The sequence below is a fragment of the Streptomyces sp. NBC_01803 genome (genome assembly GCF_035917415.1).
Classification (GTDB): Bacteria; Actinomycetota; Actinomycetes; order Streptomycetales; family Streptomycetaceae; genus Streptomyces.
On record NZ_CP109073.1, the window covers coordinates 5,750,948 to 5,770,848 of the forward strand.

General features: G+C 72.0%; 19 protein-coding genes and 4 pseudogenes. 15 read left to right on the forward strand and 8 right to left on the reverse strand.

Annotated features, from left to right (window positions below; all coding sequences use genetic code 11):
* Positions 1 to 118 precede the first annotated feature (118 nt).
* A complete protein-coding gene (tpg, locus tag OIE51_RS26275; protein WP_326600363.1) occupies positions 119 to 544 on the forward strand; it encodes a telomere-protecting terminal protein Tpg in 426 nt (141 codons plus the stop codon).
* Here the strand turns inward: tpg and OIE51_RS26280 are convergent.
* Complete coding sequence (locus OIE51_RS26280) at positions 523 to 1,416, reverse strand: alpha/beta fold hydrolase (RefSeq protein ID WP_326600364.1); 894 nt, start codon at positions 1,414 to 1,416, stop codon at positions 523 to 525. The genes tpg and OIE51_RS26280 overlap by 22 nt on opposite strands.
* Positions 1,417 to 2,097: 681 nt before the next feature.
* Here OIE51_RS26280 and OIE51_RS26285 point away from each other — a divergent pair.
* Positions 2,098 to 2,820, forward strand: coding sequence for a TetR/AcrR family transcriptional regulator (locus tag OIE51_RS26285; protein ID WP_326600365.1), 723 nt, complete (start codon positions 2,098 to 2,100; stop codon positions 2,818 to 2,820).
* Complete coding sequence (locus tag OIE51_RS26290) at positions 2,817 to 3,809, forward strand: AurF N-oxygenase family protein (RefSeq protein ID WP_326600366.1); 993 nt, start codon at positions 2,817 to 2,819, stop codon at positions 3,807 to 3,809. The genes OIE51_RS26285 and OIE51_RS26290 overlap by 4 nt, the downstream gene beginning before the upstream one ends.
* Before the next feature lie 124 nt (positions 3,810 to 3,933).
* Here OIE51_RS26290 and OIE51_RS26295 read toward each other — a convergent pair whose 3' ends face one another.
* Both OIE51_RS26295 and OIE51_RS26300 read right to left on the reverse strand, forming a co-directional pair.
* Entirely contained in the window at positions 3,934 to 4,248 is a 315-nt protein-coding gene (locus OIE51_RS26295; RefSeq protein ID WP_326600367.1) for a hypothetical protein, read from the reverse strand.
* 161 nt (positions 4,249 to 4,409) lie between these two features.
* A complete protein-coding gene (locus OIE51_RS26300) occupies positions 4,410 to 5,429 on the reverse strand; it encodes a Ppx/GppA phosphatase family protein (protein WP_326600368.1) in 1,020 nt (339 codons plus the stop codon).
* Positions 5,430 to 5,796: 367 nt separating this feature from the next.
* On the opposite strand from OIE51_RS26300, the gene OIE51_RS26305 reads away from it, so the two are divergent.
* The gene (locus OIE51_RS26305; RefSeq protein WP_326600369.1) at positions 5,797 to 6,186 is read left to right on the forward strand and encodes a transposase family protein; all 390 of its coding nucleotides are present in this window, start codon (positions 5,797 to 5,799) and stop codon (positions 6,184 to 6,186) included.
* Positions 6,187 to 6,695: 509 nt separating this feature from the next.
* Here OIE51_RS26305 and OIE51_RS26310 read toward each other — a convergent pair.
* The 3 genes from OIE51_RS26310 to OIE51_RS26320 form a co-directional block, all read right to left on the reverse strand.
* Positions 6,696 to 7,427 carry a cation transporter gene (locus OIE51_RS26310; protein WP_326600370.1) on the reverse strand — a complete coding sequence of 244 codons (732 nt, stop codon included), beginning with the start codon at positions 7,425 to 7,427 and terminating at the stop codon, positions 6,696 to 6,698.
* A gap of 2 nt (positions 7,428 to 7,429) precedes the next feature.
* On the reverse strand, positions 7,430 to 7,765 hold the full coding sequence (locus tag OIE51_RS26315; RefSeq protein ID WP_326600371.1) for an ArsR/SmtB family transcription factor: 336 nt from the start codon (positions 7,763 to 7,765) through the stop codon (positions 7,430 to 7,432).
* A gap of 155 nt (positions 7,766 to 7,920) precedes the next feature.
* Entirely contained in the window at positions 7,921 to 8,196 is a 276-nt protein-coding gene (locus tag OIE51_RS26320; RefSeq protein WP_326600372.1) for a hypothetical protein, read from the reverse strand.
* 358 nt (positions 8,197 to 8,554) lie between these two features.
* On the opposite strand from OIE51_RS26320, the gene kdpF reads away from it, so the two are divergent.
* From kdpF to OIE51_RS26345, 5 genes are read left to right on the forward strand one after another with little or no spacing between them, the layout of a single operon-like run.
* Entirely contained in the window at positions 8,555 to 8,644 is a 90-nt protein-coding gene (kdpF, locus tag OIE51_RS26325; RefSeq protein ID WP_326600373.1) for a K(+)-transporting ATPase subunit F, read from the forward strand.
* The gene (kdpA, locus tag OIE51_RS26330) at positions 8,644 to 10,305 is read left to right on the forward strand and encodes a potassium-transporting ATPase subunit KdpA (RefSeq protein WP_326600374.1); all 1,662 of its coding nucleotides are present in this window, start codon (positions 8,644 to 8,646) and stop codon (positions 10,303 to 10,305) included. The genes kdpF and kdpA overlap by 1 nt, the downstream gene beginning before the upstream one ends.
* On the forward strand, positions 10,302 to 12,371 hold the full coding sequence (gene kdpB, locus OIE51_RS26335) for a potassium-transporting ATPase subunit KdpB (RefSeq protein WP_326600375.1): 2,070 nt from the start codon (positions 10,302 to 10,304) through the stop codon (positions 12,369 to 12,371). Before kdpA ends, kdpB begins: the two co-directional genes overlap by 4 nt.
* A gap of 7 nt (positions 12,372 to 12,378) precedes the next feature.
* Positions 12,379 to 12,972: a potassium-transporting ATPase subunit KdpC gene (gene kdpC, locus OIE51_RS26340; RefSeq protein ID WP_326600377.1), complete on the forward strand. Its 594-nt coding sequence runs from the start codon at positions 12,379 to 12,381 to the stop codon at positions 12,970 to 12,972.
* 3 nt (positions 12,973 to 12,975) lie between these two features.
* Positions 12,976 to 14,124: a universal stress protein gene (locus OIE51_RS26345; RefSeq protein ID WP_326600379.1), complete on the forward strand. Its 1,149-nt coding sequence runs from the start codon at positions 12,976 to 12,978 to the stop codon at positions 14,122 to 14,124.
* A gap of 360 nt (positions 14,125 to 14,484) precedes the next feature.
* Here the strand turns inward: OIE51_RS26345 and OIE51_RS26350 are convergent.
* Positions 14,485 to 14,745 (reverse strand): annotated as a pseudogene (locus tag OIE51_RS26350) (diaminopimelate decarboxylase); the annotation flags it as partial.
* On the opposite strand from OIE51_RS26350, the pseudogene OIE51_RS27075 reads away from it, so the two are divergent.
* Both OIE51_RS27075 and OIE51_RS26355 read left to right on the forward strand, forming a co-directional pair.
* A pseudogene (locus tag OIE51_RS27075) lies at positions 14,698 to 14,982 on the forward strand (Tn3 family transposase); the annotation flags it as partial. The pseudogenes OIE51_RS26350 and OIE51_RS27075 overlap by 48 nt on opposite strands.
* 64 nt (positions 14,983 to 15,046) lie before the next feature.
* Complete coding sequence (locus tag OIE51_RS26355; protein ID WP_326600380.1) at positions 15,047 to 15,331, forward strand: Tn3 family transposase; 285 nt, start codon at positions 15,047 to 15,049, stop codon at positions 15,329 to 15,331.
* 284 nt (positions 15,332 to 15,615) lie between these two features.
* On the opposite strand, the pseudogene OIE51_RS26360 reads toward OIE51_RS26355, so the two are convergent.
* Positions 15,616 to 16,158 (reverse strand): annotated as a pseudogene (locus tag OIE51_RS26360) (ABC transporter permease); the annotation flags it as partial.
* A gap of 158 nt (positions 16,159 to 16,316) precedes the next feature.
* On the opposite strand from OIE51_RS26360, the pseudogene OIE51_RS26365 reads away from it, so the two are divergent.
* From OIE51_RS26365 to OIE51_RS26380, 4 genes and pseudogenes are all read left to right on the forward strand, one after another.
* Positions 16,317 to 16,712, forward strand: a pseudogene (locus OIE51_RS26365) (recombinase family protein); the annotation flags it as partial.
* A gap of 128 nt (positions 16,713 to 16,840) precedes the next feature.
* Positions 16,841 to 17,260, forward strand: coding sequence for a resolvase (locus OIE51_RS26370; RefSeq protein ID WP_326600381.1), 420 nt, complete (start codon positions 16,841 to 16,843; stop codon positions 17,258 to 17,260).
* Between the two features lie 172 nt (positions 17,261 to 17,432).
* Positions 17,433 to 19,418, forward strand: coding sequence for an amino acid transporter (locus OIE51_RS26375; protein WP_326600382.1), 1,986 nt, complete (start codon positions 17,433 to 17,435; stop codon positions 19,416 to 19,418).
* A 60-nt stretch (positions 19,419 to 19,478) separates the two neighbouring features.
* A complete protein-coding gene (locus OIE51_RS26380; protein WP_326600383.1) occupies positions 19,479 to 19,676 on the forward strand; it encodes a hypothetical protein in 198 nt (65 codons plus the stop codon).
* Positions 19,677 to 19,901: the final 225 nt, after the last annotated feature.

Below are 19,901 nucleotides of genomic sequence, written 5' to 3' on the forward strand. Positions count from 1 at the left end.
GGGAGTTGAGCCGCCGGACCGTCAACGTTGAGCATCGCCACCATCGGCAGGTCAGCACCCTACCCGCGCCTCATCCGTCACACGGCGGGCGACGTTGAGGTGAGCCGAGGAGGTGGCCATGCCCGAGACGGAAAACGACCTGTTCGCGGCAGTTGACGCGCTCGTGGAGCAGGTCGCCGCGCGGCATGAGCTGCCGCCCCCGCCCGAACGCGAGGTCCGCCGCGATGGGCAGCCGCGGGTCCGGCAGCGCGCCATCCGCCGGGCCGCCGAGACCGGCATCACCGTCGAGACCCGGGCCCGGTTCGGCTTCACCGCCGCGCCCGGCTCCACCGACGCCCCGCGCATCCGCCGCGTCACCGAGGCCCTGCCCGCCGAGACGGCCGCCCGGCTGCTCGCCTCCTACCACGCCGGCGCCGACGAGGGGCGGCTCCGCGACATCCTGGCCCAGGGCCTGGGCCAGGCGTACTTCCGCGACCACGGCCGCCGCGCCGCCGGGCTGGACGTGGCCATCCAGGACATCGACTACCTTGACATCGAGCTCTGATCCGGCAGGGCCCGCCAGAAGGCCCGCAGGGCGCCGGCCAGTTCGCGCGGCGCCTCCTCCGCCATGTGGTGCCCGGAGTCGATGGGTCCGCCGGCCAGCAGGTCGCCCGCCCAGTCCCGCCACACGCCGACCACGTCGCCGTAGAGCTCCGGCAGATCGTCCCCGGTCGCCCACAGCACCTGCACCGGACAGGCGACGCGCCGCCCCGCCCGCCGGTCGGCCTCGTCGTGGTCACGGTCCACGCCCAGCCCCGCCCGGTAGTCCTCGCACATCGCGTGCACGGTCGCCGGATCGTGGATGGCGCGGTGGTAGTCCCGGTACGCCTCGGCGCCCATCCGCGCCGGATCGCCCCCGTACCAGGCGTCCGGATCGGCGTCGATGACCCGTTCGGCGGGCTTCTCCGTCTGTCCCAGGAAGAACCAGTGCCACCAGCTCGACGCGAACCCCGCGTCGCACCGGCGCAGGGTCTCGCCGATCGGCACCGCGTCCAGCACCGTGAGCGAACGCACCGCGCGCGGGTGGTCCAGGGCCAGCCGGGTGGCCACGTAGGCGCCCCGGTCGTGCCCGGCCACGGCGAACCGCTCGTGCCCCAGGCCGCGCATCAGCGCCAGGCAGTCGCGGGCCATGGCCCGCTTGGAGTACGGCCGGTGCCCGGCGTCGGTCGGGGGCTTCGCGGACTGCCCGTAGCCCCGCAGGTCCGGGCAGACGACGTGGTACCCGGCGGCGGCCAGCAGCGGGGCGACCCGGTGCCAGGTCGCGTGCGTCCGGGGATGCCCGTGCAGCAGCAGCACCGGTGGCCCGCCGCCGCCGTGCCGCACGCGCAGCCGGACCCCGTCGCCCTCGGCGTCGGTCAGTGTGAATCCTTCGAACACGACCCGTCTCCTCGTCCGCGCGTTCCGTTCCGGTGTTCCTGTCGCTCCCCTCCCGGTTGTCCCGGTCCGGCGCCGTCATGCGGGCGGGACACCGAGACCTGGCCGACGCGCCACGGACTGCCCGCGGGCCCGTTGCCGATGCGCGCGGAACGCGACCGCCGCCCGGCACGGATCGCCAAGCCGAGCTGCCGGCCCGCCTGGCGCGCGACGGCACGGTGACGGTGGTCGTGGACGACGACCAGCGGATCTGCGACGCCACTCCCCACACACCCGCGACTCCCCACACACCCGACCCGACCGCGCAAGTGGTCCCACGACCGGCCGTGTTCCGACCCGTCCGGGTCGGAGGCCGGAGGTCATGAGTCGGTGGTCGCCGGGGCCGGCGCGGTCCGCGTCGTCACCCGTCCGTTCCGGCGGCCCCGCCGTCGGCGAGCGGCAGGGCCGGCGGCCAGTGACGGCCCGCGCCGCGAGCGGACGTTGATCGGCTGTTTATGGCCCGCCGCCAGAGTGAGAGGTGCGGCCGGGTCGCCGGCGGGGGCGGCGGCACCGGGGGCCGGCCGCCCCACGCCCCGGCGCCCGGCGGTCGCGGTCTCCCCGCCGGCGCCGGGGTGCCGGGGCTGTGACGCGCGCCACATACAAGCAGGCTTGCTTGCTTGTATGTGGCGCTCTTACCGTCGTCACGTGTCAGTGAGCAGCCGTCAGCCCCACACCCGTGTCCCCGACCGCCCCGCCCGCCGCACCCAGGACGAGCGGCGGTCGCGCACCAGGGCGCGGCTGCTCGACGCCACCATGGACTGTCTCGCCGACCTCGGCTGGGCGGGCACCACGACCACCGAAGTGGCCCGCCGGGCCGGCGTCTCGCGGGGCGCGCAGCAGCACCACTACCCGACCAGGATGGCGCTGGTCGCCGCCGCCCTCGAACACCTGCTGGCCGCCCAACGCCTCGCCTACGAGGCCGCGTTCACCGAGCTGCCGCCCGAACGCCACAACGTCGAGGGCGCCCTTGACCTGCTGTGGGAGGTCTTCCGCAGCCGCCCGGCCAGGGCCCTGCTGGAGCTGGCGATGGCCGCCCGCACCGACGAGGAGCTGCGCGGCCTGTGCCTGGACCTCAACGAGCGGATCCTGGCCACCATCCTGGCGACCTTCGAGCGGCTCTTCCCCCGCAACCCCCTGCACCCCGAGATCGTGCCGACGCTGCTGCGCAGCCTGTTCGCGCTGTACATCGGCCTGTCCGTGCAGAACGCCCTCGACGACGACGCCGAGGGCCATCACCGGGACGTGCTGACCCAGGTCAAGAACTTCGCCCGGCTGCTCGTCCCCGGCGCCGCGCCCGACGCCGCGCCCCTCACCGACGAACCCGACGCCGCATCCGACCGAACGAGCGCAAGGGAGCGCCTGACATGACGAAACCCCCGACGGACCTCGCCGAGGAGCTGCGCCTCCAGGTCAAGGACCGCACGGCCTACCTGGGCGTCATCGATCGCCTCAACAAGGCGTCGGTGGACAAGCACTGGGAGGCGTACACCGACATCCCGTGGGACGACCCGGACTTCGCGGTCGACAAGAACGACCCCCGCTGGATCCTGCCGCCGGTCGACCGGCTCGGCCAGACCACGTGGTACCAGTCGCAACCCCCCGAGATCCAGGCCCAGATCGGGCTCTGGCGGGTGGCCACCGCCATGAAGATCGGCCTCCAGTTCGAGAACCTGCTCAAGCGGGGGCTGCTCAACTACGCCTACCGCCTGCCCAACGGCCGTCCCGAATTCCGGTACGTCTACCACGAGACGACCGAGGAATGTCATCACGGAATGATGTTCCAGGAGTTCGTCAACCGCACCGCCCTCCCGATCCGCGGCATGCCCCGGTCGCTGAGCATGATCGCCCAGCTCACCCCGCTGATACCGCTGATCAACACCGAGCTGTTCTTCGTGTTCGTGCTCGGCGGTGAGGACCCCATCGACTACGTCCAGCGCAAGTCCCTCAAGGGCGGGCACATCAAGCACCCCCTCGAAGAGACCATCATGCGTATCCACATCGCCGAGGAGGCCCGGCACATCTCCTTCGCCCGGCACTACCTGAAGTACCGGGTGCCGGGCATGGCCCGTCTCAGGCGCCGCGCCCTCGGCCTGGCCACCCCCGCCATCCTCGGCGTCATGGCGCGGATCATGCTCTCCCCGCCCGGCCCGATGGTCCGCCACTTCAAGATCCCCGCCGCAGTCGTCCGCGAGGCGTACAAGAGCGAGGCGGCCCAGGACGAGATCCGTTCCTCGGTCGGCAAGATCCGCGACCTGATGGCCGAGCTGGGCGTCGTCACACCGGTCAACAAGCGGGTGTGGAAGGCGTTCGGCATCTGGTACAAGCCCGGCGGGCGCGCCGCCGCCCGGGCGGCCTGACCGGACAGGGCCGCCGCCCCCGGCCGCCCGGCCCCCGGCGCCCACCCGCGCCGCGGGCCGGGGGCGCGGCACGGCGCCCCCGGTGCGACGAGGGGGACGGGCCGCACCGGAAGGTCACCGAGGGTCAGCCCTTCCCGCCCTCGCCGCTCCGGCCCCTCTCACCGCGCTTCCCGCGGCCTTCCGCGCCCTCCTTCTGCCCGGTCGGGCCGCCGGCCGACTGCTCGCCGCCGGTCGCCCCGTAGCCGCCGGTGATGCCGGGCGGGATGTCCGCGTCCGCCCGGTCCCTGCTGATGTGACGCCGGGCCCGCACCCCGGCCCGCCGTTCCGCGTAGGGATAGTCGAACGGGCGGGACACGCGGCGCTCGCGGTCTGTCTCCCGCTGCTCCTCGACGGCTTTGTCCAGCTTCTTTCGATTTTCTTCGCCTTTACCCTTTTCCATGCGTCCCGCGTACCCACCCCGATCGCACACATTCCGCATCCGACCGCCACGTCGCCCACCACTGCTTTACTATTCAACCGGTCGTGCGGGTTCGCGAACCGGCCCGCACGTCAGCCGGACCGGTCCTGGCCAGGACACCCCCGACCTGGCCAGGACCTCACTCACTCCCCGGCCCGCACCGGCCGCCCGGCCGGCGCGTCCCGCCCGCCCGCGTCGCCCGCCCCGTGGCCCAGGTCCGCCGCCGCCCACCAGTCGGCTCCATCCTCGACGTGCCGCAGCATGATCCCCTCGCGCAGCCCCCACGGGCAGATCGTGGCCGCTCCCACCCCGATCAGCTTCATCGTCGCGTGCGCCACCACCGCGCCCGCCAGCGCCTGCCGGGAACGCGCCGCCGAGATCCCCGGCAGCGACGCCCGCCGGTCGACGGGCAGATCCGCGAGCCGGTCCACGGCCCGGCGCAGATCCGGCCGGGACAACTGCCGTGGAACGAACGGCCCTTGCCGCTCAGGGGCGGCCCCGCACAGGCGGGCGAGCTGCTGGAACGTGCGCGAGGCGGCCACCGCCGTGTGCGTCCGCTCCTGCCGGATCCGCGCGGCGACGTCCCGCAGTTGGGTCCGCACCCGGCGCCGCACGGCCCGGATCGCCTCGGCCGGCGGCGGGTCACGCGACTCCTGGGTGAAGTGCTCCCGCGTCAGCCGCCCGGCCCCCAGCGGCAACGAGACCGCGTAGTCCGGCAGCCGTCCCCGGCCGAACGCCACCTCCAGCGTCCCGCCGCCGAGATCCATCAGCGTCAGCGGCCCGGCCTGCCAGCCCATCCACCGCCGGACGGCCAGAAACGACAGCTCCGCCTCCAGCTCGCCCGGCAGGACGCACAGCCGCGTCCCGGTCCCGGACCGTACCGCCCGCAGCACCTCGGCCCGGTTGGGCGCGTCCCGCACGACGGCGGTCGCGAAGGTCAGCGGCCGCGCCGTTCCCCACCGCTCCGCCTCCGCCCGCGCCGCGCCGACCGCCTCCGCGACCTGCGCGATCTGCCGCTCGGGCAGCCGCCCGCCGCGGTCGAGGTGCTGCCCCAGACGCAGCCGGTACTTGGCCGTGTGCACCGGTACGGGCCACCCGCCCGCCACGTCCGCGACGACCAGACACGCCGTGTTCGATCCCACGTCCACCACGCTCATCCGCATGCCCGCCCCTGTACCCGGCCCCGTGCCCGGTACGCCGCCGACACCACCGCGCGCCCCGCGAACGCCGCGGCCGAGCCCGTTTTTGCAGAAAGCGTTTTACCTTCTGCCGTGGACGTTGTACTTTTCTTCCGGCAGCGGCCCGGCCCCACCCGCAGTGCAAGCAGCGTCAAGTTTTCCGAACTACGGGATGCAATCGCCTGACGAGTGGCTTTGTCCACGAGGTACGGCTCTGGCCCAAGTTCCGTGCGATGGTGACGGGTCGTAGTTGTTGACCCGGTTGGGGCAGTGTGGAAGTCGCCTTGTTTTCGCTCCTCGATCGGCTGGTGTGGCTGACATTCGGTCGCCGTGAGCCAGGTGTTGCCCCAAGTTGCAGAAGTTGCTGTTGCCGTCGGTCGCCGGTGTCGCGGTCGTGTCCATCGAGACGGCCGGTGAGGCGATACGCGTCGAGGCCCGATGCGCGGCGGCAGGTCCGGCCTGTCCGGACTGTGGCGACTGGTCGGAGCGCGTCCACAGCTCGTACCTGCGCTTTCCGGCGGATCTTCCCAGCGCCGGACGGCGCGCGGTGCTGGCCTTGCGCGTCCGCCGGTTCTGGTGCGCCTCCTCTTCGTGCCCTCGGCGGACGTTCGCCGAGCAGGTGCCCGGACTGACCCGCCGCCACGGCCAGGCCACCGAGCGGCTGCGCTCGGCCCTGGGCGCGATCGACCTGGACGTCACGGTCACCGACGTCGATTACCTGGACGTCGACCTGGGCCAGTAGGCGGCCGGACCCGCCCGGCCGGGTGTGCTTTCACGTATGTCGAAGCTGCGCTCCGGCCAGCACACCGCACCGCGCCTGACCAGCGGGAACACCGGCCGCGGAGACGTGACCTCACCCGTTTGCGCACTGTCCGGGGAAGCGGCCCGCCCGGGCCGTGCGGCATGGCGTGCCCGGGGCGTGGCGTCGGTGGTCGTGGACGGCACGGACGGTACGGACGGCGGGGACCAGGCGGCGGGTGGCCCGGTGGTGTGCTGGCGCCTGTGGTGGTGGACACCGGGGTGTCGGCCGCCCGCCCGCTGGCCGGTCTTGTCACCGCCACGTCAAGGCACTTCCGGACTCATTTCCGGCATCCGCGCCCGGCGGGTCGCCATTGCCGCAGTCAGCGGCTGGAGCAGGGGCCCGCAGGGGCAATTCAGTTGCCTTTGGCCGCTGTGAGGCCGAGCTCGGAAGTGCAGCAGCAGCCGCAGAGCACCGGTACCGGCCGGGGCTCCTTGCGGGGGTGCGGAGGGTCAGGTGCAGCAGGCGCAGCCGGGGCGGCAGCCGCAGGCGTCGGTCTCGGCGCGGGGGGAGGGGATCGCCGCCGTGGTGCCGGGCGGGGGCGTGGCGCAGCAGCCTTCGCCGCGCCAGGCGTCGCGGCCTTCCTTGACGGCGATGGCGGCGATGGCCAGGGCGGCGATGGGGTCGGCCCAGGTCCAGCCGAGGGTGGCGTTGGCGACCAGGCCGGCCAGGAGGACGGCGGACAGGTAGGTGCACAGCAGGGTCTGCCGGGAGTCGGCGACCGCGCTGGCGGAGCCGAGTTCGCGCCCGGCGCGGCGCTGGGCGGCGGAGAGGAAGGGCATCACGAGCAGGGAGAGCGCGGCCAGGACGATGCCGGGGAGGGAGGGGTCGGCCTCGCTGGCGTCGGCCAGGGCGCGGGTGGCGTCGAGGGTGACGTAGGCGGCCAGCGCGAGGAAGGAGACCGCGATGATCCGCAGGGTGGTCTTCTCGCGGGCCTGGCGCGCCGCGTGGTCGGCGGCGGAGAACTGCCAGGCGACCGCGGCGGCGGAGGAGACCTCGATGAGGGAGTCCAGGCCGAAGCCGATCAGCGCGGAGGAGGAGGCGAGGGCGCCGGCGGTGAGGGCGACGGCCGCCTCGATGGCGTTGTAGGTGATGGTCGCGGCCACCAGCAGCCGTATCCGCCCGGTGAGCACATCGCGGCGGGCCAGGCCGGGGCCGAGGGACATCGGTATGCCGTCGGTCATGGTCAGCAGCAGCCCTTCTCCTTGGCGTCCGGGCAGGTCCGGTCGGTCTCCACGGCGACCACGGCGGTGCGCAGGTCGTCCAGCGCATGGCCCAGGCGGGGGTCGGCCAGCTCGTAGCGGGTGCGGCGGCCCACGGGGACGGTGACGACCAGGCCGCAGTCCCGCAGGCACGCCAGGTGGTTCGACAGCCGCGTACGGGAGATCCCCAGCGCGTCGGCGAGGTCGGAGGGGTAGGCAGGCGATTCGCGCAGGGCGAGCAGGATGCGGCAGCGGATCGGGTCGGCGAGCGCGCGGCCGAACCGGACCAGCACCTTGATGTCGGAAGCAACAGTCAGCACCCCACCACGCTAGTACAGGGATTGGTGAATTCACACTCTCGTGAACCCGAAGTTCGGATTTCACCGGGGCGGTGAGACGTGGCGGGCGCTGGGCCTGCTGCCGTAGGCCCTTCCGGCTCGGCGGTCGGACTTCGTCTTCGCAGTGGGCGCCAGGCTCACCGGCTGCGCTCGGCCTTGTCGCGGTCGGCCCGGGTCCGCTGCACCGGCCACCGGGGCGGCTTCTTGATGGCCCGGGGGTACTTCCGGCTGGCGCGTGGGGAGAGGAGGCGACGGCGGACGCCCTGGACGGCGTCGGTCACGGCGCGGGCGCGCGTCCGGGCGGTGGCGGCGAGCTGGGCGCGGATGCTGCGGCGGGCGATCCGCACGCAGCCGAGGTAGGAGACGCAGCCGGTGTCCACCGCCGGCCGTTCTCGACGGCGGCCTGGTGCCATCCGGGGGCGGGAGGTGTTGTCCTGTGATCGGGTGCGGCTGTCCGGGTGGTCCGTGCGGTGGGGAGGGGGACCGGGGCGCCGCCAGGGGTCTGGTCGTTGGCGGGCGCGAGGGCGGGAATCACCCGGGGGTTGGGGCGTGGGCGCTCCGGGGCGGTCTCGTGGCGGGGGCGGTCGGGGGGCGAGTGCCGGTTCATGTCGTGAGCCGGTGGGGGCGGCGGGTCTGTGCATGCTTCGGTCCGGGATCGGGGTGTGCCGTTGCTTTCCGGAGGAGGCCACTGATGGCTGACGTCGCGTTCGTATCCGTCGTGGCCGTGTTCTTCGTCGTGATGGTGGCCGTGACCAAGGGGGTGGAGCGGCGGTGAGTGTCGAGAACGTGGTGGGGCTGGTCTGTGCGGCAGGGCTGGTGGTCTACCTGCTGCTGGCTCTGCTGTTCCCGGACCGGTTCTGATGAGTGACTCGGCGGCGGGCCTGCTGACGGTCGGGGTGCTGCTCCTGGCTCTGGCTGTGGTGCATGTGCCGTTCGGCGAGTACATGGCGCGGGTCTACGGTGGCGGCCGGCATCTGGCTGTCGAGAGGGCGGTCTACCGGGTGGCGGGGGTGTCCCCGGACACCGATCAGCGGTGGCCCACGTATGTGCTGTCGCTGCTGGGCTTCTCGGCTGTGTCGGTGCTGTTCCTGTACGGCCTCCTGCGGGCGCAGGGCGTGCTTCCGCTGTCGCTCGGGATGGCGGGTGTTCCGGCGGATGGGGCGTTCAACACCGCCGTGTCGTTCGTGACCAACACCAACTGGCAGTGGTACGCGGGCGAGGCCACGCTGGGTCATCTGGCGCAGATGGCCGGGCTGGCGGTGCAGAACTTCCTGTCGGCGGCGGTCGGCATGGCCGTGGCGGTCGCCCTGGTCCGTGGTTTCGCGCGGTCGCGCACTGACCGGGTGGGCAATTTCTGGGTCGATCTGGTGCGCGGCACGGTCCGCGTCCTGCTGCCGCTGTCGTTCGTGGCCGCGGTGGTGCTCGTCGCCGCGGGCGCGGTGCAGAACTTCGCCGGCGCGGAGGAGGTGCGCACGCTGGCCGGCGGGACGCAGTCGCTGCCGGGCGGGCCGGTCGCCTCGCAGGAGGCGATCAAGGTGCTGGGTACGAACGGCGGTGGGTTCTTCAACGCCAACTCCGCTCATCCTTTTGAGAATCCGAACGCGTTCACCAACCTCGTCGAGATCTTTCTGCTGCTGCTCATTCCCAGCGCGCTGCCGCGGACGTTCGGTTCGATGGTCGGTGCGAAGCGTCAGGGGTGGGCGATTCTCGCGGTGATGGCGGTCATCTGGGCCGCGGGCCTGGCCGCGGTGACAGCCTTTGAGGTGGCGCATGACGGGAGCGTGCCGCAGACGGTGGGCGCGGCCATGGAGGGCAAGGAGCAGCGGTTCGGGGTCTGGAACTCCGCGCTGTTCGCCAACGCCACGACCATGACGTCCACCGGGGCGGTGGACGCGTCCCACGACAGCTTCACCGCGCTGGGTGGCGGGGTGCTGGTGCTGAACATGCTGCTGGGCGAGGTGGCGCCGGGCGGTGCGGGCGCCGGCCTGTACGGGATCCTGGTGATGGCCGTGCTCGCGGTGTTCCTGGCGGGGCTGATGGTGGGCCGGACTCCGGAGTATCTGGGCAGGAAGATCCGACGGCGTGAGATCACCTTCGCCGCGCTGTACGTGCTCGCGATGCCGTTCGCGGTGCTGCTGGGCACCGGGCTGGCCCTGGGCTTTCCCGGCCCGAGGGAGTCCATCCTCAACGCGGCGCCCCACGGTCTGACCGAGGTGCTCTACGCCTATGCCTCCGCCGCCAACAACAACGGCAGCGCCTTCGCGGGGCTGGGCACGGACACCGTCTTCTACAACACCACGCTGGGACTGGCGATGCTGATCGGCCGGTATCTGCCCATCGTCTTCGTCCTCGCGCTGGCCGGTTCGCTCGCCCGGCAGCAGCCGGTCCCGGTGGGCCAGGGCACGCTGCCGACCCACCGGCCCCTGTTCGTGGGCCTGCTGACCAGCGTCGTGATCGTTGTCGCGGGCCTGTCGTACTTCCCGGCCCTGGCCCTGGGACCCGTGGCGGAGGGGCTGGCATGACCCCCACCACGCCGCCGCCTGGGCACCAGCGTGTGACGGCGGGTGCCTTCAGCCCGCGGCAGCTCGTCATGTCGTTGCCGGTGGCGGCCCGGAAGCTGGACCCCCGTCATCTGGTCCGCACCCCGGTGATGTTCGTGGTGTGGGTCGGCTCGGTTCTCACCAGCGCCTCCGCCTGTGCCGACCCCGGCTTCTTCGCGTTCGCCGTCGCCGCCTGGCTGTGGGCCACCGTGCTGTTCGCCAATCTCGCCGAAGCCGTCGCCGAAGGCCGCGGCCGGGCCCAGGCCGCCACCTTGCGGCAGGCCGCGCAGGAGACGGTGGCGCGACGGCTGCGTCCCGACGGGAGCGAGGAGGAGGTGCCGGGGCCGCTGCTGCGGGTGGGCGATGTGGTCGTGGTGGAGGCCGGGCAGGTCATTCCCGGCGACGGCGAGGTGATCGAGGGCATCGCATCCGTGGACGAGTCGGCCATCACGGGCGAGTCGGCGCCGGTGATCCGCGAATCGGGTGGCGACCGCTCGGCCGTCACGGGCGGCACGCGCGTGCTGTCCGACCGGATCGTCGTACGCGTCGTCGCCCGGCCGGGAGAGAGCTTCCTGGACCGGATGATCGCCCTGGTGGAGGGGGCCACCCGGCAGAGGACACCCAACGAGATCGCCCTGAACATCCTGCTCGCCGGGCTGACGATCATCTTCCTGCTGGCCGTGGCCGCCCTCCAGCCGCTGGCCGCCTACTCCGGCCAGGACCAGCGGCTGGTCGTGCTGGTCGCCCTGCTGGTCTGCCTGATCCCGACCACCATCGGCGCGCTGCTCTCCGCGATCGGCATCGCGGGCATGGACCGGCTCATCCAGCACAACGTGATCGCGATGTCCGGGCGGGCGGTCGAGGCGGCCGGGGACGTCAACACGCTGCTGCTGGACAAGACCGGTACCATCACGCTGGGCAACCGGCAGGCGACCGCCTTCGTGCCCGCCCGGGGCGTGGAGGACACCGCCCTGGCCGACACCGCCCAGATCGCCAGCCTCGCCGACGAGACGCCGGAAGGGCGCTCGATCGTCGTCCTGGCCAAGGAGCGGTATGGATTGCGGGCCCGGGAGGAGGGTTTCGTCACCGGCAGCACCTTCGTTCCGTTCTCCGCCCAGACCCGGATGTCCGGCGTGGATCTGGAGGACGGCCGGGCGGTGCGCAAGGGAGCCGCCGCGGCGGTGATGAAGTGGGTGCGTGACCACGGCGGCCACCCGGGCGCCGAGATCGGCCCGGCGGTCGACGCGATCAGCGCCAGCGGCGGCACCCCGCTGGTCGTCGCCGAACGCCGCCCGGGAGAGCCTCCCCGGGTGCTGGGCGTGATCCACCTGAAGGACATCATCAAGACGGGCATGCGCGAGCGGTTCGCCGAACTGCGGCGGATGGGCATCCGCACGGTCATGATCACCGGCGACAACCCCGCCACCGCGAAGGCCATCGCGCACGAGGCCGGCGTGGACGACTTCCTCGCCGAGGCCACGCCCGAGGACAAGATGGCCCTCATCGGCAGGGAGCAGTCCGGGGGCCGACTGGTCGCCATGACCGGCGACGGCACCAACGACGCCCCGGCCCTGGCCAAGGCCGACGTCGGCGTCGCGATGAACGCCGGCACCACGGCGGCCAAAGAAGCCGGCAACATGGTGGACCTCGACTCCAACCCCACCAAACTCATCGAGATCGTCGAGATCGGCAAGCAACTGCTGATCACCCGCGGGGCGCTGACCACCTTCTCCATCGCCAACGACATCGCCAAGTACTTCGCGATCATCCCCGCCATGTTCGCCGGCGTCTATCCCCAGCTCGACGACATCAACGTGATGCGCCTGGCCAGCCCCGAGTCGGCCATCCTCTCGGCCGTCATCTTCAACGCCCTCATCATCGTCGCGCTGATCCCCCTCGCCCTGCGCGGCGTCCGCTACGCGCCGACCAGCGCCTCGACCATGCTCCGCCGCAACCTCGGCGTCTACGGCCTGGGCGGCCTGATCGCGCCCTTCCTCGGCATCAAACTCATCGACCTCCTCGTCTCACCGCTGCCCGGACTGGGGTGACCGACCCATGACCAGGACCTTCCTGCGACAAGCCACCGCCGGGCTGCGGGTGCTGCTCGCCCTCACCGCGGTGACCGGCGTGCTCTATCCCCTCACCGTCTGGGCGGTGGCCCGGACGGCGTTCCCCGATCAGGCCGACGGCTCCAGGGTCCAGTCCGGCGGTCGGACCGTCGGCTCCTCCCTCATCGGGCAACCCTTCTCCGGCGTCCGCTGGTTCCACCCGCGGCCCTCCGCCGCCGGCGAGCACGGATACGACGCCCTGGCCTCCGGCGCCTCCAACCTCGGCCCCCAAAGCGCCGAGCTGCTCCGGCAGGTGCGCCACCGGCGCGCGGCCGCCGCCGGGGACAACGGCATCGCCCCCCAGGACGTGCCGCCCGACGCGCTCACCGCCTCCGGCAGCGGCCTGGACCCTCATATCTCACCCGCCTACGCCCGCGGCCAGGTCTCCCGCGTGGCCCGGGCCCGGCACCTGGACGAGCGGCGCGTGCGCGCACTCGTCGACGATCACGTCGAGGGACGGGTCCTCGGTTTCCTCGGCGAGCCGCGCGTCAACGTCCTGGAGCTGAACGCGGCCCTGGACCGGCTCGCCGGGCCGGAGTGACCCATGGCGCGCGGTAGCCTGCGCGTCTACCTCGGCGCCGCCCCCGGCGTCGGGAAGACCTACGACATGCTCGGCGAAGGCCGCCGCCGCGCCGACCGGGGCGCCGACGTCGTCATCGGCTTCGTGGAGGACTACGGCCGCCCTCTGACCCGCCGGATGGCAGAGGGACTGGACACCGTGCCCCGCAGAAGGATCACCCACCGGGGCGCGGCCTTCGCCGAGATGGACCTCGACGCCGTCCTCGCCCGCCGTCCACAGGTCGCGCTGATCGACGAGCTGGCCCACACCAACGTCCCCGGCTCGCGCAACCCCAAGCGCTGGCAGGACATCGAGGAACTGCTCCAGGCGGGCATCGACGTCATCTCCACCCTCAACATCCAGCACCTGGAATCGCTCAACGACGTCGTCGCGCACATCACCGGCGTCCGCCAGCGCGAGACCGTCCCCGACGAGGTGGTCCGTCACGCCGACCAGATCGAGCTGGTCGACATGTCCGCCGAGGCCCTGCGCCAGCGCATGCGGCACGGGAACATCTACCCCCCGGAGAAGATCGACGACGCGCTGCGCCACTTCTTCACCACCGGCAACCTCTCCGCCCTGCGGGAGATCGCGCTGCTGTGGGCGGCCGACCGCGTCGAGGAGGCCGTGCTGCGCTACCGCAGCGAGCACGGCATCGAGCAGCCCTGGCCCACCCGCGAGCGGGTCCTGGTCGCCCTGTCCGGCGGCCCCGAGGGAGACACCCTCATCCGCCGTGGCGAGCGCCTCGCCGCCCGCGCGGCCGGCGGCGATCTCCTCGCCGTGCACGTCGCACGGGCCGACGGACTGGCCACCGCCCCGCCCGAACGGCTCGACCGCCAGCGCGCCCTGACCGAAAGCCTCGGCGGGACTTGCCACACCGTCACCAGCGACGACCCCGCCGCCGCCGTGCTCGACTTCGCCCAGCGGGTCAACGCCACCCAGATCGTCATCGGCGCCAGCCGCCGCGGCCGTCTCGGCCTGCTGTTCAACCGCGGGGTGGGCGAGCGCATCATCGAGGGCTCGGCCGAGGACATCGATGTCTACGTCGTCACGCACGAGGCAGCCGCGCACGGACGGTTCCGGCGCCGACGTTCCTCCCGCGGACCGGACACCGCCCGGCGGGACGGGGCCTGACGGAGATCCGCTTCCCCGGCAGGGGATCGGACGGGCGCCGATGAGCCGGAGAACGCCCCAGCCACCTCACCCACCTCGTGGGGCCTGCATGCGCACCATCAATGCGCCACTACGGCGCCATGGATCTCACGCCGTACGTCGACAGCCTCCGGCACGAACCCACGGCCGCCGCCGGCAGGCGGGACCTGCTGATGGGCACCGCGATCGGCGACAGTGCGATCGCCGCGCTCGCCTGGGTGCGCCGGCCTTACCCTGGTCGGCCATCTCTGGGGGCGGGTTGCCTTCAACCGCAATGCCGGACGCCAGGCCCCGGGCGTCCATGCAGAGGGTGCTGCCCCCGGTGACCTTTCGGTTCGGGCGCTACAGGCCGATGTCACGGTGCTCCATGTCAGTGAGGTATTCGCGCCGCACCAGCAGCCGGGCACGGCCGCCGGTGACGGCGACGACGGGTGGGCGGCCGATCAGGTTGTAGCTCGATGCCATGGACAGGTGGTACGCGCCGGCCACCGGGACGGCCAGCAGGTCGCCCGGGCGGACGTCGGCGGGCAGCGGGGCAAGATCACCCTGTACCGGGTGGGTGCGAAGGCCGACTACGAGGAGCGGTTCCCCACGGCTGGGCCGCTGCTGACGAAGGAGGCCAACCTCCACCTGGTGGCGGCCCACTGGGACGACCTGCTCCGCCTCGCAGGATCCTTGAAGTACGGGCACGCCACCGCCTCCTTGATCGTGGGCAAGCTGTCGGCGTCCTCCCGGCAGAACGCGCTGGCCGCCGCGCTGAAGGAGTACGGGGCGATCCGGCGCACGATCTACGCGGCCAAGTACCTGTCGGACGAGGGCTACAGGAGGAAGATCGCCCGGCAGCTGAACAAGGGCGAGTCGCTTCACTCCCTGTGCCGCCAGCTCCACTACTCGCGAGGGCAAGGTGACCCGGCGCCAGCCCGAGCAGGCGTGGTGCCTGACGGTGGTGACGAACGCGGTGGTCTGCTGGCACACGGAGTACATGGGCCTGGCCGTCGGCGAACTGCGCACCGCCGGCCGCGAGGTGGACGCCGAGGTCCTGGCGCACATCTCCCCGGCCCGCAGCTCGGGGGTCAACTACTACGGCTCCATCACCGTCGACTACGAACATGAACTCGCCCAGCTCGACGAGCAGGGCCACCGGCCCCTGCGAACCGTGGCCATCGACGAGCCCGGAGCCGGGCTGTAGCAGCAATCGGCCCCGCAGAGGCCGGGGTCGTACAGTCGAAGGCGGTCCGGAGTCAGCTGCAATGACTCCGGACCGCCTGTCTCAGCTCGCTGCTCGGCTACTCGTCGGCATCCGCCTTCTGGGCAGCGAGCACGTCGGCGACGCTGTGGCCGTTCACGACTACGCGCGGAGCGGCCTCCTCAGCCAGCCGCAGCGAGGTGTCGAGGTCGCAGCGGTGCGCGGCCCAGGTGCCGGAGGCCCACGCGGGCCGGACGACGGCACGGAACGAGGGGCGGGGCTGCCGGCTACTTCGGGTCGAGGTTGAACAGGGCCCTGGACCAGAGGTAGCCGAGGACCGTGAGGCCCACGCACCAGGCGACGGCCAGCCAGCCGTTGTGGCCGATCTCGCTGCCGAGCAGCAGGCCGCGCAGGGTCTCGATGGCCGGGGTGAAGGGCTGGTATTCGGCGATTGGCTGGATCCAGCCCGGCATTGTCTCGGCGGGGATGAAGGCGCTCGAGATCAGCGGCAGGAGAATCAGCGGCATGGCGCTGTTGCTGGCCGCCTCGGCGTTGGGACTGGACAGGCCCATCCCGATCGCGATCCACGTCAGTGCCAGGGAGAACAGCGCGACCAGCCCGAACGCCGCCAGCCACTCCAGGACGTTCGCGTCGGTGGAGCGGAAGCCGATGGCCACGCCGACGGCCCCGACGAGCACCACGCTCATGACCGACTGCAGCACGCTGCCGGCGACGTGCCCGATGAGCACCGAGCCGCGGTGGATCGACATCGTACGGAAGCGGGCGATGATGCCCTCGGTCATATCCATGGCCATGTACACCGCAGCGCCCCGACCCTCGACCTCCCAGGTGGCTTGTCGGCCAGCTCGTGCATGTCGGCAAACGATCGAATGACGACAGGTGCAGCGGGCGTCCAATGAACCCGGACTTCTCGGGGCCCATTGGCGGCGCGGATCCAATCAGATCCGATGGCGGCTGATGACAGGGTTTGCTGACAGCTAGGGTCGAATGCGACCACCAGGGGGAGCGGCATGGCCAATCTGGTCTACAAGCGGGTGTCGACCGACCAGCAGTCGACCGCCCGTCAAACCTCGTCCTCGCCGAGGCCGGGATCGAGGACCCGGTCGTCTTCGAGGAGGACGCCGGCACCTCCAGCCGCCTCCACCCGCTTGAGCGCCCGAAGTTCGGCGAGCTGCTGGCGTACGCGCGGCCGGGCGACACCGTGCACATCTCCGAGATGCTCCGCCTCGTGCGCGGCACCCAGCACATCCTCGTCGTGCTCGACGTCCTCCACCGCGACCAGGTCGCCCTGCGCATGGACCTCACCGCCCGCCACCCGCGCACCGGAAAGCTGCTGTCCACGGTGAAGTTCATGGTGCAGACCCTCGCGGCCGCCGGCGAACTCCGGCGCGACCTCCAACGGGAGCTGACGTACGACGGCTGCGGGCAGCCGAGGCGAAGGGCAACAAGGGCGGCCGCCGCCCGGCCATCACGGCCGAGAAGACCGACGCCGTGCGCGCCGCGTACCTGGGCGGCCGGTCCATCGCCAGCCTGGCCCGCGAGCACAACGTCAGCCGGGGCGCCATCCGTACAGCCGTCGCCGACCTTCTACCCGACCACACCACTGCTGCCCGCGAGGACGCCCCGGCTCTGGAACTGCCGGTCACCCTCGACATGCCTGGCGAGGTCGCCGACTTCCTCCGCACCGCCGAGCTGGACGACGCCGAGCGGGCCGCGCTCGACCAGGGCGTGACCGTACGGCGCGGCCAGGGCTACACGCTGCGCGTGAGCGCCGTGCCCCCGGTCCACCGCGCACTCCTGGCCCGCTGCCAGCCCTTCGACGGCACCCCGAACGCCCCGGCGATTCCGGCACAGCGCAAGGCACGTCGCGAGTACGCAAACCGCGTCAACGCCCTTGGCGGCAGTACCTGAAGGGGAGCGGGGAGTATCCGCAGGTCAGGGGCTACTCCGTTGGTTTTTCGGCGAGCTCACCAGTATGGGCCCCCTCACTCCTGGCCGCCCCGCCGTGAGCTGGAGATGTCGGGATCGGGAATACTCACTCCTCGTTGTTCACGGATCGAGCACCTGTGGGAGAGTCGCGCACATGACCGGCGCCGAGGTTGAAGCCCCCCGCTCGGAGGAGGATCCGCAGGCACAGCCGTCCTCCCGCCGTTGGCGGGCCTGGCTGCTGGAGGGGCTGAGCGAGCAGTCGGCCCGGCATCCCGGGCCGCACGGCACGCCGCCCGCCGAGCACAAGGGCCACCGGTGGTGGCGGGTGATGTGCCTGACCGGCGTCGACTACTTCTCCACCCTCGGCTACCAGCCCGGCATCGCAGCCCTGGCCGCGGGGCTCCTCTCGCCCATGGCCACCCTGGTGCTGATCGCCCTCACGCTGCTGGGAGCGCTGCCCGTCTACCGCCGGGTCGCCGGGGAGAGCCCGCACGGCGAGGGCTCGATCGCGATGCTGGAACGGCTGCTGCCGTGGTGGGCGGGAAAGCTGTTCGTGCTGGTGCTGCTGGGCTTCGCCGCCACCGACTTCATGATCACCATCACGCTCTCGGCCGCCGACGCCTCCGCGCACGCGGTGGAGAATCCGCTGGCCCCGGGCTGGATGCACGACGGCAACGTCTGGATCACCCTGGTGCTGATCACCGCCCTGGGCGCGGTGTTCCTCAAAGGCTTCCGCGAGGCCATCGGGGTCGCCGTCGTCCTGGTCACCGTCTATCTCGCCCTCAACCTGATCGTCCTGGCCACGGCCGCCTGGCACGTGTTCAGCGAGCCGGTGGTCGTGAACGACTGGTGGGACGCGGCGTCGGCCGAACACTCCTCACCCTGGGTCATGGTCGGCGTCGCCCTGCTGGTCTTCCCGCGCCTGGCCCTGGGCATGTCGGGCTTCGAGACGGGGGTCGCGGTGATGCCGCAGGTGCGCGGCGACGCCACCGACACCGAGGCCCGCCCGGCAGGGAGGATCCGCGACACCCGCAAGCTGCTCACCGTCGCCGCGCTGATCATGAGCGGTTTCCTGCTCGTCTCCAGCCTCGCCACCACTCTCCTCATCCCGGAGGAGGACTTCGAAAGGGGCGGCGAGGCCAATGGGCGGGCGCTGGCGTTCCTCGCCCACGACTACCTGGGCGAGGCGTTCGGCACGGTCTACGACGTCTCGACCATCGCCATCCTCTGGTTCGCCGGAGCCTCGGCGCTCGCCGGGCTGCTCAACCTCGTGCCCCGCTACCTGCCCCGCTACGGGATGGCACCCGAATGGACCCGGGCGGTCCGCCCGCTGGTTTTGCTGTTCACGGCCATCGCCTTCACCGTCACCATCCTCTTCAGGGCCGATGTCGACGCCCAGGGCGGCGCCTATGCCACCGGCGTCCTGGTGCTCATGGTCTCCGCCTCCTTCGCCGCCACGATCGCCACCCACCACCGCGGTCACGGCCGCGCGACGCTCGGCTTCGGCGTCGTCACCGCGGTCTTCGTCTACACCCTGATCGTCAACATCATCGAACGCCCCGACGGCCTGCGGATCGCCTCCCTGTTCATCCTCGGCATCCTGCTCACCTCGTTCTTCTCCCGCGTCCACCGCGCCTTCGAACTGCGTGCCGGCCAGGTGAACCTGGACGCTCAGGCCGCCCGCATGATCGACGCGGCCGCCACCCACGGCCCGCTGCGGATCATCGCCAAAGAACCGGACGAACGCGACGAGGCCGAGTACCGGGAGAAGGAGTACAGCCAGCGCGAGGAAACCCACATCCCCGAAGGCGGCGTCATCCTGTTCCTGGAAGTGACCGTCGACGACTCCTCCGACTTCACCGCCGACATCACCGTGCGGGGCGAGGAACGCCACGGCTACCACATCCTGCGCGTGGACGGCGCCGTGGTGGCCAACACCATCGCCGCGGTCCTGCTGCACCTGCGCGACCGCACCGGACGGGTGCCGTACGCCTACTTCAACTGGACCGAGGGACACCCCCTCGGCCACCTCCTGCGCTTCCTCATCTTCGGCGACGGCGAAGTCGCCCCCGTCGCCCGGGAAGTCCTGCGCCGAGCCGAACACAACCCCGCGCGCCGACCACGCATACACGTCGGCTGAACGGTCAGCGCGGCTTCAGTCTCGGGACTGAAACGGCGTTGGGTTGCCTGGCCGACTGGGATGTCGGCCAGGTCGATCGCGGACCAGGCGGCGGTGGAGGCGGCGGCCAGCAGGACGGGGTCGTTGGTGGTCAGGGCCAGCCGGTCCATGGCCCGGGTGATGGCGGAACGGCTGGCGTGGCGGATGGCGCGGTCCTCAGCCGTCTCGGTCCGCCCGTCCCGCAGCGCGGCGATCAGCAGCCAGTACTCCTGGCGGTAGGCCAGGACCGCGCCGAGCAGGTCGGCGGTGCGGTCGGCGACACCTCCACGCCGGTACCTTCACCGGCCCCACCGGCACGTTCGAGCAGGTCACCAGCCTCACCAAGCCCCAGCGAGACCTGCTCGCCCCAAGCAGGTCCTTGACCTCCAGCCCGCACCCCGCTGACCAGCCAGAACCCCACCGCCTAGAGAAACGCCCTCCGGGCGGCCACACCCATGTCCACGC

What these genes read in the sequence shown, in the direction of transcription:
- tpg (WP_326600363.1), top strand. Translation starts at nt 119, where the DNA reads ATGCCCGAGACGGAAAACGACCTGTTCGCGGCAGTTGACGCGCTCGTG.
- OIE51_RS26290 (WP_326600366.1), top strand. Translation starts at nt 2,817, where the DNA reads ATGACGAAACCCCCGACGGACCTCGCCGAGGAGCTGCGCCTCCAGGTC.
- OIE51_RS26295 (WP_326600367.1), bottom strand. Translation starts at nt 4,248, where the DNA reads ATGGAAAAGGGTAAAGGCGAAGAAAATCGAAAGAAGCTGGACAAAGCC.
- OIE51_RS26300 (WP_326600368.1), bottom strand. Translation starts at nt 5,429, where the DNA reads ATGCGGATGAGCGTGGTGGACGTGGGATCGAACACGGCGTGTCTGGTC.
- OIE51_RS26310 (WP_326600370.1), bottom strand. Translation starts at nt 7,427, where the DNA reads ATGACCGACGGCATACCGATGTCCCTCGGCCCCGGCCTGGCCCGCCGC.
- OIE51_RS26320 (WP_326600372.1), bottom strand. Translation starts at nt 8,196, where the DNA reads ATGGCACCAGGCCGCCGTCGAGAACGGCCGGCGGTGGACACCGGCTGC.
- kdpA (WP_326600374.1), top strand. Translation starts at nt 8,644, where the DNA reads ATGAGTGACTCGGCGGCGGGCCTGCTGACGGTCGGGGTGCTGCTCCTG.
- kdpB (WP_326600375.1), top strand. Translation starts at nt 10,302, where the DNA reads ATGACCCCCACCACGCCGCCGCCTGGGCACCAGCGTGTGACGGCGGGT.
- kdpC (WP_326600377.1), top strand. Translation starts at nt 12,379, where the DNA reads ATGACCAGGACCTTCCTGCGACAAGCCACCGCCGGGCTGCGGGTGCTG.
- OIE51_RS26345 (WP_326600379.1), top strand. Translation starts at nt 12,976, where the DNA reads ATGGCGCGCGGTAGCCTGCGCGTCTACCTCGGCGCCGCCCCCGGCGTC.
- OIE51_RS26375 (WP_326600382.1), top strand. Translation starts at nt 17,433, where the DNA reads ATGACCGGCGCCGAGGTTGAAGCCCCCCGCTCGGAGGAGGATCCGCAG.
- OIE51_RS26380 (WP_326600383.1), top strand. Translation starts at nt 19,479, where the DNA reads ATGTCGGCCAGGTCGATCGCGGACCAGGCGGCGGTGGAGGCGGCGGCC.